Genomic DNA, 14,472 nt, shown 5'->3' with positions numbered 1-14,472 from the left:
AACAAAGTCGGTTGCCGTGGCACTGGTCGTACTAAACTGCCACTGGTAGGTAAAGGTAGCAGGATCACCACTGGTAGGCGTAACCTCGGTTAAGGTCGCCGCGGTATCGCCCTCACAGATCGTTTGATCAGCAGCAATCACTCCGGCCGTGATATTATTAACTGTGACTTCAATTACATTGGTCTCTACACTACAACTCTGTCCATTGACAACACCCGTATCTATACGTTTGAACCAGGTATCTGCCGTAAGCACTCCCGGATCATAGGTCACTCCCGTGCCTACACCGGCTACATTAACAAAGTCAGTTGCCGTGGCACTGGTCGTACTAAACTGCCACTGGTAGGTAAAAGTAGCAGGATCACCACTGGTAGGCGTAACCTCGGTTAAGGTCGCCGCGGTATCGCCTTCACAGATCGTTTGATCAGCAGCAATCACTCCAGCAGTAATATTGTTTACTGTGACTTCAATTACATTGGTCTCTACACTACAACTCTGTCCATTGACAACACCCGTATCAATACGTTTGAACCAGGTATCTGCCGTAAGTACTCCCGGATCATAGGTCACTCCCGTGCCTACACCGGCTACATTAACAAAGTCGGTTGCCGTGGCACTGGTCGTACTAAACTGCCACTGGTAGGTAAAGGTAGCAGGATCACCACTGGTAGGCGTAACCTCGGTTAAGGTCGCCGCGGTATCGCCCTCACAGATCGTTTGATCAGCAGCAATCACTCCAGCCGTGATATTATTTACTGTAATGGCAACTACATTGGTCTCTACACTACAACTCTGTCCATTGACAACACCGGTATCTATACGTTTGAACCAGGTATCTGCTGTAAGCACTCCCGGATCATAGGTCACTCCCGTGCCTACACCGGCTACATCAACAAAGTCGGTTGCCGTGGCACTGGTCGTACTAAACTGCCACTGGTAGGTAAAGGTAGCAGGATCACCACTGGTAGGCGTAACCTCGGTTAAGGTCGCCGCAGTATCGCCCTCACAGATCGTTTGATCAGCAGCAATCACTCCGGCCGTGATATTATTTACTGTAATGGCAACTACATTGGTTTCAACAACACAAGAATTTCCGTTCAATGTATTGGTATCAATACGCTTAAACCAGGTATCTTGAGTTATTGCTGGACTGTCAAAAGTAGCTGTAGTAGCTCCCACAATATTTGCAAATCCAGCTATTGCACTAGTGGTACTACTTTGCCATTGATAGGTAATCGCACCAGCATCAATACTCGTTGCGGTCGTTTCGGTAAATGCTACAGGGTCTCCACCTTCGCAAATCGTCTCATCAGCGGCAATCACACCTGCAATAATCTGGCAATTATCTCTAAAAGAGAGGTCGCTTGCTAAAGGAACTGGCACAGGAGCTGCATCATTATCAAAATCACCATACACGGTTTGTAAATCAGCAATATTTCCTGTGGTTACCGCATCATTAATATCCCAAGTAACGGTATTATCTATCGTATCAAACAGATCATCTATTCCATCTCCATCGGCATCAGCAAAAACCACAATAGCATTATCGGTATCTCCGTTCTCTACGATATCTAAAATAGAATCTTCATCACTATCGGTATCCAGATAATCTGGTATAATGTCGGCAGGGCCATCTGTATTTACAAGAGGTAGTCCTGGTCCACCTCCATTGGTGGTTAAATATGCATTATTTACTCCGTTGTTTGCAATATACTCTGCTGGTGTGGTCGCAATAGGTGCAATATATGCCCCTGTAGTTTGTGCTTCCACATTATCAGGAATACCATCATTATCGGCATCTAAATCAAAGTGATTGGCAACCCCATCGGCATCTGTATCAAATACAGGGTCTAACGTATCGCAAATACCATTGAGATCAGCATCTATACATACCGGTGCGGTAACACTACCGTTATCATCAAAATCTTGATAATTAGGAATCCCATCACTATCTGCATCTGCAGAAGGATCTACACCTAATGAGTTTTCAGTGACATCTAAAATACCGTCTCCATCATCATCGATATCAAGTACGTCACCAACATTATCATCATCTCCATCATTAAAAACTAAATCACAAGCATTGGCAATCCCATCACCATCGTCATCGGGACCCGCCTCCTGATAATCGGCCGTGGTATTTGTATTCGTATCAGCCGGGGTAGCATATGGTAGTGCCGCAGTAACAACTCCGTTGGCATCTACAATCGTACCAAAGCCTCCTGCCGGGTCTACGCCAAATACACCCGTATCTCCTCCATCGGCATTCGAATTGTTATAGGCCTCATTGGCATCACTACATCCATCTGTATCACTATCTAAATTTAAATAATCCCTAGAGCCATCACTACCGGTATCTGTAGGGTTTGGAATACCATTACTTAATGGAGTATCAGAAGGGATTCCATTGGTAGCAGTGTTATCAACATTATTATCATCATCATCATGTCGGCCATCATTATCTGAATCTACTCCACCAGCTTCAACTACATCATAAATACCATCATTATCAGCATCTAGATCAAATCTATTAGGTACGCCATCGCCATCCAAATCACAATCTGCCGAGAACGTAAACAAACTAAGCCCCGAAGCATTTGGATTAGAAGCATTTTCAATTAGTGACCATTCTATTTGTGTCATCCCCGCCGGGCTTGTGGCTGTAATTCTTACACTACCACTACCCCCAACTTCAGGAGGTACCACAGTTATATTTTCTAATAATCGTGTACCTCCAATATACGTCATGGCAGCATTTGAAGACACTAATTCTTCAGTATGTTGTGCCCCTGTAAACTGATAATTAGATCTTGCTAAATTTCGGAAGTGCACTATAATTTCATACACTGGCTTATTGAATACTAATACGAAATCAACATCATTACCTATGGTATTGTTATTATTTATTCCCGAACTTATAAACTGAATTGCTACACCGGGCGCAGGCGTATGTTCAGGGTTATTGAAGACTCCTGAAGGACCGCCTAAGCTTAACGCATTTAAGTCTCCACCACTTTCTGTAATGGTAAGGTCTGCAGTGGCATTTAAGGATACAAAATCAATTCCTGTAACTGTTTCTACCGGTCCGGCAGTTCCTGAAACCGCAGCACTAGCAAAATCAACATATTCACCAAAACATTCTGTAACATCTTGGATACCATCATTATCATCATCAAGATCGACCGCATCACCTACTCCGTCATTATCCACATCATTAAAAATCAAATCACAGGCATCCGATATACCATCACCATCACCATCGGGACCACCAACTTGTTGGTAATCATCAGTTAAGTCACTATCTACATCTACAGGGTCTGTATATGTAGGTGCCGGTATACCAGAGGTAACAATACCGGTAATTGGATCAACTGTAGCTGGGTCTGGGCCATATACCCCCGTATCACCACCATCTGCATTAGGATCGCCATATGCTTCATTAGCATCACTACATCCATCACCATCACTATCTAAACTTAAATAATCGGGATCTGCTCCTCCATCTGTATTAGTAGGCATAGAAATCCCAGTTCCTGCCGAACTCGGAATACCATTATTATTAGTAGTATCACCATCAAAATCATCGGCTCTACCATCATTATTACCATCGGTTCCTCCCGTTTCTATAACATCATAGATACCATCGTTATCACTATCTAAATCAAAATGATTAGGAACACCATCGCCATCAAAATCGAATACGGGGTCTAATGAATCACAAATACCATTGAGATCAGCATCTAGACATACTGGTGCAGTAACACTGCCGTTATCATCAAAATCTTCATAATTTAAAATACCATCTAAATCGGCATCAGCAGAAGGATCAACATTCAAGCTATTTTCTGCTGTATCTAAAATCCCATCATTATCATCATCGAAATCAACGCTATCAAAGACGCTATCATCATCGCTATTTATACCAATTACAGAATCTCGAAAATCAACTTCGACCGTTGGAGGGTTTTGATTATTAGGTAACCCTACCGCACCAAATGTTTGGTCATCCTGAACAACAGGACCATTAATATCATCATAATCATCTAGTAAGCCATCACCATCTGTATCATTCGTATTTGTAGCCAGGGTAAATCCAGCTTCTAAGGTATCATTATCACCTTCGTTATCTGAATTTAAATCCAGAAAATCGGGAGCTGGATCTGTATCTGAGTTTTCTCCCGAACCTATATCGGTTCCTCCTTGTACAGTTTCATAATTATCATCTACGCCATTATTATTGCCATCTGTAATACCAGAACCAATACCACTAGGAGCAATATAACCGATAGTGGGTTGCGCTTCAACATTATCGGTAATTCCATCATTGTCACTATCCAAATCTAAATGATTAGGTAATCCATCCAGATCAAAATCATACACATCTGGTACTCCATCATTATTTACATCGGTATAATCGGCTGTACTGCCATCTCCGCCTGGACCATTATTATCAAATACATCATTAACATTGAGTAACCCGTCTCCATCTTCGTCACCAAATGGATCATTAACACCTGCCAGTTCTACACTATCTAAAATACCGTCATTATCATCATCTAGATCAAGATTATCGGGTCTATTATCATTATCCGAATTTCTAGGATCTCTATAATCTACTTCTCCGCCTGGGTTATCATTATCTGGTAAGTCGGTTGCGGGGTCATTTACCGATCCATTAGGGTCTGAATAATCTCCCGCTACTCCACCGGTAGTATCAACTCCATCATCTAAACCATCATTATCTTCATCTAAACCGGTAAGTGTCAATCCGGATTCGCTACTATCGCTAAAATTATCACCATCACTATCCAAATCCAGGTAATCTGGAATACCATCTACATCAGTATCTGGAATAGGATCAAGTCCAGTTGTTTGATTATAATTATCCGGAATACCTGTTACACCATCTGAAGTAAGCGAAGGAGTAACATAGCTACCAGTTCCTTGTGCTTCAATATTATCGGGTATCCCATCACCATCTGAGTCTAAATCTAAATGATTAGGTAATTCATCTGCATCTTGACTTGCTTCATATACATCTGGTTGCCCATCACTATCCAGGTCTGTATAATCGGTAACCGAACCATCGGGTGTATATCTTGGGTTATCTCCTAAATTATCATCTGTATCCAGAAAATTGGGTAATCCATCACCATCTGCATCACCATTAGGGTCATTTCCATTAGATTCAACAACATCTAAAATCCCATCATTATCATCATCTTGATCCGTTACATCATCTACCCCATCATTATCAGAATCTTTTGAACATACAGAAAATTGAGGTGTTCCCAAAGACAACTCATTATCCATATCAAAATCCTTCAAGAACCCATTATTAGCAAAATTAGTATAGCGTACAACATTTACATCATTATACTCATACATTACTCTACTTTGAATACCTGCACTTTCATTTTGAGTACCTGTAGCACTTAAATCTGGCGGTGTATTATCTAATGTTAAATTAGAATCTAAAAGCGGATCTATTGGATCTAAATATACAGACACAAAACGAACTCCCGAATCACAATCGGTAGCTAAAGCTTCATTACTAGGACCATCTATATCATTAATAATAAATCTTATATCACTGGGTTGAATAGGTGTTACCTGATCAGCTTCTAAGAAAGTAAATTGTATTTCACTAGAATTATTTGGAATCCCGGTACCTCCTGTTCCATGTAAATACCTTATGTTATCCCCATTTATAGTAAACGTTCCTAACTGTAGCCCAGAAGTTCTTTCGGCTCTAATAAATGCCAGTGTGGGTATTGAAGGTGAACTTGCTGCGAACAATGCATTATCGGTATTGTCACCAGAGACCACAGAAGACACCACTATAGGCTCAAAATTCTGCGCTTCTACATCTTGTAAAAAAAATACGAAACATAAGAAGAATAGGATAAGATTAAACTTCTTTGTTAAAACAAAAAAATGAGTAAAAATTTTCATAAGCTTCTTTATGATAAAAGGGTTTTGTTATTTATTTTATGGGATCCTAAGGAAACTACTTTATAATTTGCATGCTTAGGGGCTAGTTCTCGAAAACCAAAATCAAATTTTTGATAGTTATGATTTGACTTATTTTTTTTTACAAAAGAAGTCAACAAAATCAATGACTTAGAAGTATGTTTTACCAGAGTAAGGCTACTGTAATTGTTACGCGCGTTCTTTAAAGAATGGGAATTGTCATGTGTAGAAATTGGGCAATACTTTTTTAGGAGTACACTTTTATCAAGTAATTTTTTTGATGTGATCCATAGAGAGGTTTCTATATAGCATGTATATAGAGTTAGAACAACAAGCATAAACGATAAAAACATCGTTACACTCTTACTAAGAGAAATAAATGTAATTTCAATCATACGCGATATCCCTTTTGGTAATGTTTGACATACACATTACCAAATGGAATATCTATAGGGGTGTAGATATCACAATTCATAATGACGATTAAATGTTCACTTAACAGTAGTCAAAAAAAGACACTAATAACACGTAAGGGGTATGCGTGTAAGGGGTATGCGTGTAAGGGGTATGCAGAAATTAAAGTGTAATTTTTTTTATAGGCTACTGTTTTAAAATTCGGTTTACTTTATGTTTTTTTTAACATCGTAAATTTAAATATTTTTTTTACAAAAACAAGATAATTTCACGTTAAATTCTGGTTTTCCGTAATGAAAAATACGGTTAAGCCGTAACAAAAAAGAGGCTATCACACCGATAGCCTCTTTTTTGTTAGTATATACATGTAAAATACTCTATTATATAAATCCTCTTTTACGTGCTTCTTCCAGTAATTGCTGATCATCTGCTTTGGCAATAGAGAACATCTCTTTAATCTGATTTTTTCTTTTCTCTATAGCACTAAGAGATAAGCTTACATAGTTTGGTAGGTTCTTTGTCTTTACCCCTCTTGAAAGGTGGTATAAAATCTTTAGGTTTTTCTCATCTAAAGAGAATTTATTCGTCATCATTTTTCTAAAATGATCATTTACTGTTGCACTATAATATGCCTTGCCTTTTACTATATTATTAAACGCCAATAATAGCTCGCTAGAGGTTAGATCACTTTTTATTAGAAATCCGGTGGGATTAATATTCTTAAGGATATTATGGATTCGGTGATCTTCTCTGTGCATCGTTAATATAATGATCTTGGCCTTAGGAAGTAGTTCTTTTGCATGCTTTGCCAAATCTTCGCCAGAAGTAATTGTACCATCTGATGATGGGGGTAATTTTATATCCACAAAAAGCATGTCATAAGGAGTAGACTGAGAAGATTTTTGGATTTTTTCGTAAGCATCATCACAATTGGATGCTATATCAATCTTGATTTGATACTCTTTTTGGTTTTCTCCTAATAAGGTATTCTTATACCCTTCGATGATCATAGGGTGATCGTCAATCATAAGAACTTTTAGCTTTTTCTTCATTTCAAAAATTTGTTGTTTTAGCTCTAAAATAGAATGTCATACTATGTAAACTTGGTTAGAAGCAAAATATTATGATCATTTTTTAGAATGATACGTTTTAGTTAGTTTAAGCCGGTACACTAACTGAAACTACAGTGCCCGAATCTTTATTACTTAAAAATTGAACTACTCCACTCATCTGACTAACTCTGGAGGTAATATTCTTTAAACCAATTCCTTTTTTAACCTTTGCGCTCTTGAATCCTATTCCATCATCCAAGATAGTAAGATTTATTTTATCTTCTATAAAATCGAAATTAATTTTTATACTTTTTGCATTGGCATGTTTAAAAATATTCTGCAATGATTCTTGTAAAATTCTAAATAAGTTTACCTTTTTCTGATCGTCGATATGCTCCCAATCAATATCTTCATCATTGCTAAACTCAAAATTTATTTCATTTACATCACATAAATCACTAATCAGGCTTTCTACGGCATCGATATACGCCACATCTGATGGCAATGATTCTGTACCCAGATCATGAGAGATTAACCGTATTTCTTTTTCTATAGATTTAAGTTCGTCTATATATTTATTTCTAGATTCTGTAAAGCCATCATTGGCTCGTTGGTTGATCCCATCAAGACTTAATCGTACCCCAAACAGTCTACCTAGCACTCCATCATGCAACTCCTCAGACATGCGTTGTTGCTCTAATTGGCGGCCTTCCTCTAATTTGATTTGTTGATTCAATAATAATCGATAGATCTCTTGATTGGCTTCTTGCTGTGTTTGTGCAAACATTAGCTCTTTATTACTTTGTTGCTGCCTAAAGATAATATATCCTAATAAAAATAAGGCGGTTAACCCTAGTATTGCGATAATTAGGATCTCGTTTTCACGGCTGATTTGGAGGTTTTTTTCTGTAATCTCATCAGTTTCAAATTTAACCCTAGCAAATTTATCTCTTACCAAACGTTCTTCTTTTACTAGACTGTCATTTAATCTAATATACTTATTAGCATACTCTAATCCTTTTTCATTATTTGTTATCTCAGATAGCAATTGATAAGCCTTTAATAATTCCTCATTATTTTGTAAGTCCAATGAGATATCTCTTGATCGTTCAACGTATAATTTTGCAATACTATCATTATCGATGGATTTGTAATATTCTGCTAAGTGTAAAGTATTAGTAGCAATACCATATTGATCATCAATACTATCCCTAATTTTTAAGGTCATATAGAAAAGCTCTGGTATTTTTGAAGTGTCATTAGATAAAAAGTTAACATACGCTAAATTATCTAACAACAAGGCATATTGTTTTGGGGTTTTTCTTAAAAAACCATCATAAGATAAAGCTTTATTATAATACTCCTTCGCTTTATCATATTTTTTTTGAGACTTATATACGGTTCCAATGTTATTATTCCCGATAATAGCATATAGAGTTTCTTTTTTTGTGTTTTCTGCATACTCTATTGCCTTTTGGTGATAAAAAACGGCATCATCATATCTCTCTAAATATTTTGCAACTGTCCCCAAATTGGAATAAGATAACGGTAAATATGATTCTGTTTTATCTTCAGCTAATTCAAATTTTTTTATCGCTCTTATAGTAAGATTCTCACTTTCGGAATAATCCTTAACTTTTCTGGATAGTTTAGCCAGGTCTATCAACACTTTCCCATGATCATAAGCATATGTAACTGGATCTCTTTTTTGATCCTTATCGAAGGATAAATAAATTTTATCAGCTTCATTAAAGCTTTTATAAGCACTATCTAACTCTCTACTTCTATAGTATATACCTAAAAAACCATAGGACTTGGCTAACTTAATAGAATCTTTCAATCGTTTTGCTAAATCTAAAGCTCTTAAGTTTAATTGCTTAAATTTCTCCTGTTCATCTAAAGAGTAATATTCAATCGAAATATTATGTAATCGTTCAATTTTCAGAGGGTTATCTGATAAAGTGCTAACAATACCATATGCTTTAGCTAAGTCATCTTTCCGATCATTAATTGACCTTGACTTATCCTTAGATTTATCCAAATGTGAATTTATAAGGTTATCTTTTAAATCATCCGTCTCGTAATCACGTTTTTTGGATTCTACAGAACACCCCAAAAACAAACTAAGAAAAAATATTATTAAAATACTATTTAAAAAATGCTTCATACTATTTTGAAAAACTCAACCAATTTAAGGATTATAGATAACAAAAAAAATTAAAGAAGTGCTTATTCAAGAGATTCTCAAGCACTTCTTTAATTTTAAAATATTTTATTATTAAATGTATTTACATTTATCAACTCTTATCCTGGTTTTACTTCTTCCTCTGCATCTTCAAAAGACTTTTCAATTTCATCTATTTCATCAATACCAACTTCTTCATTTAACGAATCCGTCTCACACGCAATAAAAAATATACTGAAAAATGATACTGTAAAAATAGCTCTTATAACTTTCGTAGTTTTCATAATTCGATGATTTTAATTTTATTAAATTAATTTTATGGTTCCAGATTTTGTAATGTTTCACAATATCATTTTGTAAATCTTTAAAATAAACTTATTGTGGTTTTACTTCTTCATCTGCATCCTCTAAACTCAGCTTATCAATATTTTCAATCCCTACCTCATCATTTACTGAATCTGCTTCACAAGCGATAAAAAATGTACTTAAAAATAGTATAGCGAATAATGTTTTTATAGTTTTCATAACTGTTCTTTTTTAGTTTTTAATTTAAAGACTAGGTCTTTATGGGGTAAATTAATTTTTAAATTTTACTTTGGGGTTTTTCGCTGCGCTGGCGAAGTTTTTAGCATACTTACCAAATATTTTGGTTTGTATCTCTAATTGTACACTACAAATGTATGCTTAAACCTCGCGCGCGCCCAATATATTAAGGTGTCTTTAGTGGATGGGTAGCGAATAAGGGTAAATGAACCCATTATACGAGTAGGTAGATAGATTTTAAAAAATGACTTAGAAACACGAAAGAAAAAACCTACATAATGATATTCTTCCGCTAAAAAAAACACATAACAAAAAAACCGATAGCTAGGGTTAGCTATCGGTTAATGTTTTACTAAAAGTGTCTTAAATCAAATATTTATTAAACTATTCTTTGCTAAATTATCTTTAATCTCTTCTACATTATTTTTATACGATTTCGAAAACGGAATCAAATCATTAGTATTTTTTATGGCGCATTTTGCCTTACCAAAATGTATTCTAGACACATAGCGCGTATTAATAATATAGCTGTTATGGATTCTTACAAAATGATCAGGCAACAAATCCTGAAAATGCTTTAGCGTTTTAAAAGCTTCTACCGTATTTCCGTTACTCATAATAAAATCTGTAGTATTATTATCTGCCTTGAGATATAGTATCTCATCTACATCAACAAACCTATAATCACCATACGATTTAAAGCACAATGTATTGTCTATATCCTGATCAAAATCTTTCTCAAACCTCATTAACGTTCTGATAACCTGGTTTTTATTAAAAGGTTTTAGAATATAATCCATCACTCTGTTACGTATACCCTCTATAGCATAATCAGATGTTTTTGTGATCACAATAAACTCGGGTAACTGTGACATATACTTACCCAATTCTGTCATTAACGAATATTGAGTTTTACTACAATGCATACCCGGAACCTCTGGCTCCAGAAAAACTAATCGGGGCTTTCTCTCTAAAATTAAATCCAATGCATCTTGCTCATCTTTAGCTATTCCGGTACAGATATAATTGGTCTGTTCTTCTAGGGCTAATTGGATAGAATTTGCAATCTTTTGATCATTATCAATAATTACATAAGGATATTTCATAGGGTTGGCTATTAAAAAATTAGTGTTGGTTAGTATATGTTGTATTATTCTACTTACAAGATAGAGTATTTATCATTTTTATTGATACGGTATAACCGTAAAATTAATACGGAAAGCACTCTAGTTCAATCCATTACACAGAACCAATAATCGGCAATTATAATCATTTTATCGATAGGTAATTCTGAGGTACTAAAACGGGCAAAAATAATAATCAGTATATAACATTGTAAAAAACCTTATAATTTTTATGCCGAACTTATCATTTAGTGATTAAAAATCAATATGATTACTACATATAAGTCGTTGTGTATTTTGCTTTTTCGTCTTAAAAAAAGCGATTCTCGATACAATTTTTCTTCGTTTCACTGTGAAAAATCACTCGAATTGACGCTTTTTTGATTTGTACCGTTTAGAATGTATAACGGGTTATATGTACTATTCAATTATTTTAGATAGCTTTACTCATACATATTTAGTATTACCCATTGTGTATTTTGCTTTTTCGTCTTAAAAAAAGCGATTCTCGATACAATTTTTCTTCGTTTCACTGTGAAAAATCACTCGAATTGACGCTTTTTTGATTTGTACCGTTTAGAATGTACAACGGGTTATATGTACTATTCAACTATTTTGGATAGCTTTACTCATACATATTTAGTATTACCCATTGTGTATTTTGCTTTTTCGTCTTAAAAAAAGCGATTCTCGATACAATTTTTCTTCGTTTCACTGTGAAAAATCACTCGAATTGACGCTTTTTTGATTTACAACCTTTAGAATGTATAACGGGTTATATGTACTATTCAATTATTTTAGATAGCTTTACTTCTACATACTTAATACTGCCAGTTGCGGATTTTGGGAGTTTCAAACAAGAAATTCTATTCTCGATATACTTCTTCCTGTGGTCGAAGCACTCGAATTGACGAATTTCAACCTAAAAATCAAAATCCACAACGGGTGTAATACTCTATTTTATGAAAAATATTGTTGTACTTACTGGTGCCGGAATTAGTGCAGAGAGCGGAATAAACACCTTTAGAGATTCTAATGGGCTTTGGGAAGGTCATGATGTGATGGAAGTAGCATCACCAATAGGCTGGAAAAACAATCCAGAATTAGTCTTAGATTTTTATAATAAAAGACGCAGTCAGTTACTAACTGTAGCACCAAACAAGGGTCACATGTCTCTTGTTGAATTAGAACAACAATATAATGTAACCATTATAACGCAAAATGTAGACGATTTACATGAAAGAGCTGGTAGTAGTTCTATTATTCATTTACATGGTGAGCTTCTAAAAGTACGTAGTCAGTTTGATGAGCATCTCATCTTAGACTGGAAAAAGGATTTATACCTGGGGGATTTCTGCGAGCACAATTCTCAATTGCGCCCTCATATTGTTTGGTTTGGCGAACAAGTCCCTATGATGGATACTGCCATTACAGTAACCGAAAAAGCAGATATTTTGATGATCATCGGCACCTCTATGCAAGTATATCCGGCAGCTGGATTACTAGAGTACGCCCCACATCATGCACCGGTATATTTTATTGATCCTAATCCGGCGATTTCTCCTAAAGAAAACCTAACCATCTTTGCCGAAAAAGCGACAACCGGTGTTCCTAAAGTGGTGGATGAACTAACACGCTTATTATAAACACTACGTAATTTCGATCAGTCCTTTCATTCTAAGGAAGACTAGAAGCCCTTATTATTACCCGTTGTACATTTGTGGAGTTACAAATCAAAAAAGCGTCAATTCGAGTGATTTTTACAGTAACCTGTCCACTGCGTTCGAAATGACAGAAGAAAAATTGTATCGAGAATAGCTTTTTTGAGATAAAATTCTATTCTCGATACACTTCTTCCTTTGGTCGAAGCACTCGAATTGACGAATTTTAAACTAAAAACATGAAAATGGATAACGAGTAATAATAATAGATCCCCGTATTCGCTGGGATGACTAATGGTTTATTTAATACTATCGACCTTTACACTATCTACTACAATAGTATCAGACTCTTTTATGGGTAGAGAATCTGCAGGTTTTTCTTTAGCCCTGGTTCTGGCTTCTTTTGCCCAATTGATTAATTTCTCTCTATCGTCATTTGATAACTCACCATGAATCCAGGTATATGGTTGTAGAGGCATTTTCTTCATTTTTACCTCTTCAATAAACTCTTCAAATTTATGATCTTTTTCCTCGTCGGTGTATAATTCCCATTTAGAAATGTTGAAATGTTCTTTTCCCTCTTCAATATGATAGGCCATCCAATGAGAAATCGGACTTATCTCTGTATGTAAAGGATATCTTGTGCTATTGGTATGGCAATCGTAACAATTATTCTCTAAAATAGTTTTTACTTCAGAAGAAACCCTTGTTGTTTCTTCAAAAGCCGTAATACTGTCATAACTACCTTCGTTTTTTTCTGGTCGTAAAAATTGTGAAATCACTAAGACTAGCAATAACACAATAAAGAAGTTTTTAATTTTTGTAAGCATTGTGTGGTTGATTTAGTACGATAAAAATCATAACTGATAATTACCTGTTACAGAACAGATAACGATATTAAGGCCTAATTATTATTATTGTTATTTTTGAAATCATAACAACAATAGGTAGTATGATTATATTAGAAGAGATATTAGACACCGTTAATCACTCTCGAGAAAAGCGGAATAGTTTTGCTAATTTGATCCTTGAAAATCCAGAGGTACTACCAGATCTTCTTGCGATTTGCGCAAGAGTTGATGACGAAATTTCTTGCAGAGCCTCATGGGGTCTTGAGTTTTTATGCAAGAATAATCTAGAGGCCATTTTGCCTTATCTTGATCAACTTATAACACTGGTTCCAAAAGTTTATCAACATCCGGCAGTACGACCGATGGCTAAAATATTTGAATACCTTACTACTTCCTATTATCAAAAACAATCTCCCGAAGTAAGAGAATTTTTAACACAACCGCATAGACAAAAAATAACAGAAATTTGTTTTGACTGGCTCATTACAGATCAAAAAGTAGCTCCCAAAGCATATTCGATGACATCTTTATATCTACTCGGAACAGAATTCGACTGGGTACACCCAGAACTCAAAATCACACTCGAAAACAATTATAGCTCGGGAAGTGCCGCTTATAAAGCACGATCCAGAATGATATTAAAGAAGTTGTCTTAAATTTAAGTTTGGG

At 35.6% G+C, this 14,472-nt stretch carries 9 protein-coding genes; 2 read left to right on the top strand and 7 right to left on the bottom strand.

The window, feature by feature from the left end; genetic code table 11:
* The 6 genes from ABW637_RS09285 to ABW637_RS09260 all read right to left on the bottom strand — a co-directional run.
* Positions 1 to 5,955, bottom strand: a 5,955-nt coding sequence (locus tag ABW637_RS09285; RefSeq protein WP_508093851.1) for a DUF8696 domain-containing protein, incomplete at its 3' end; no start/stop codon positions are given.
* Between the two features lie 812 nt (positions 5,956 to 6,767).
* Positions 6,768 to 7,439, bottom strand: coding sequence for a response regulator (locus tag ABW637_RS09280; RefSeq protein ID WP_367584383.1), 672 nt, complete (start codon positions 7,437 to 7,439; stop codon positions 6,768 to 6,770).
* A gap of 106 nt (positions 7,440 to 7,545) precedes the next feature.
* Entirely contained in the window at positions 7,546 to 9,606 is a 2,061-nt protein-coding gene (locus ABW637_RS09275; RefSeq protein ID WP_367584382.1) for a tetratricopeptide repeat-containing sensor histidine kinase, read from the bottom strand.
* Between the two features lie 137 nt (positions 9,607 to 9,743).
* Positions 9,744 to 9,908, bottom strand: coding sequence for a hypothetical protein (locus tag ABW637_RS09270; RefSeq protein WP_367584381.1), 165 nt, complete (start codon positions 9,906 to 9,908; stop codon positions 9,744 to 9,746).
* A gap of 91 nt (positions 9,909 to 9,999) precedes the next feature.
* Positions 10,000 to 10,149: a hypothetical protein gene (locus ABW637_RS09265; RefSeq protein WP_367584380.1), complete on the bottom strand. Its 150-nt coding sequence runs from the start codon at positions 10,147 to 10,149 to the stop codon at positions 10,000 to 10,002.
* A gap of 386 nt (positions 10,150 to 10,535) precedes the next feature.
* Complete coding sequence (locus tag ABW637_RS09260; protein ID WP_367584379.1) at positions 10,536 to 11,273, bottom strand: LytR/AlgR family response regulator transcription factor; 738 nt, start codon at positions 11,271 to 11,273, stop codon at positions 10,536 to 10,538.
* Between the two features lie 980 nt (positions 11,274 to 12,253).
* On the opposite strand from ABW637_RS09260, the gene ABW637_RS09255 reads away from it, so the two are divergent.
* A complete protein-coding gene (locus tag ABW637_RS09255; RefSeq protein ID WP_367584378.1) occupies positions 12,254 to 12,937 on the top strand; it encodes an SIR2 family NAD-dependent protein deacylase in 684 nt (227 codons plus the stop codon).
* A 314-nt stretch (positions 12,938 to 13,251) separates the two neighbouring features.
* Here the strand turns inward: ABW637_RS09255 and ABW637_RS09250 are convergent, their stop codons facing one another.
* Positions 13,252 to 13,782 carry a heme-binding domain-containing protein gene (locus ABW637_RS09250; protein ID WP_367584377.1) on the bottom strand — a complete coding sequence of 177 codons (531 nt, stop codon included), beginning with the start codon at positions 13,780 to 13,782 and terminating at the stop codon, positions 13,252 to 13,254.
* A 122-nt stretch (positions 13,783 to 13,904) separates the two neighbouring features.
* On the opposite strand from ABW637_RS09250, the gene ABW637_RS09245 reads away from it, so the two are divergent.
* Positions 13,905 to 14,459, top strand: a complete 555-nt coding sequence (locus ABW637_RS09245; protein ID WP_367584376.1) for a HEAT-like fold family protein — start codon at positions 13,905 to 13,907, stop codon at positions 14,457 to 14,459.
* Positions 14,460 to 14,472: the final 13 nt, after the last annotated feature.

The sequence above is a fragment of the Aquimarina penaris genome (assembly GCF_040786285.1).
Taxonomy (GTDB): domain Bacteria; phylum Bacteroidota; class Bacteroidia; order Flavobacteriales; family Flavobacteriaceae; genus Aquimarina.
The sequence above is the reverse complement of the archived record's forward strand: the minus strand, read 5'-3'. Positions and strand labels throughout refer to the sequence as shown.

Excerpts from the sequence above, each read along its gene's own strand:
- ABW637_RS09260 (WP_367584379.1), bottom strand. The coding sequence starts at position 11,273 with ATGAAATATCCTTATGTAATTATTGATAATGATCAAAAGATTGCAAAT.
- ABW637_RS09280 (WP_367584383.1), bottom strand. The coding sequence starts at position 7,439 with ATGAAGAAAAAGCTAAAAGTTCTTATGATTGACGATCACCCTATGATC.
- ABW637_RS09270 (WP_367584381.1), bottom strand. The coding sequence starts at position 9,908 with ATGAAAACTACGAAAGTTATAAGAGCTATTTTTACAGTATCATTTTTC.
- ABW637_RS09245 (WP_367584376.1), top strand. The coding sequence starts at position 13,905 with ATGATTATATTAGAAGAGATATTAGACACCGTTAATCACTCTCGAGAA.
- ABW637_RS09275 (WP_367584382.1), bottom strand. The coding sequence starts at position 9,606 with ATGAAGCATTTTTTAAATAGTATTTTAATAATATTTTTTCTTAGTTTG.
- ABW637_RS09265 (WP_367584380.1), bottom strand. The coding sequence starts at position 10,149 with ATGAAAACTATAAAAACATTATTCGCTATACTATTTTTAAGTACATTT.
- ABW637_RS09255 (WP_367584378.1), top strand. The coding sequence starts at position 12,254 with ATGAAAAATATTGTTGTACTTACTGGTGCCGGAATTAGTGCAGAGAGC.
- ABW637_RS09250 (WP_367584377.1), bottom strand. The coding sequence starts at position 13,782 with ATGCTTACAAAAATTAAAAACTTCTTTATTGTGTTATTGCTAGTCTTA.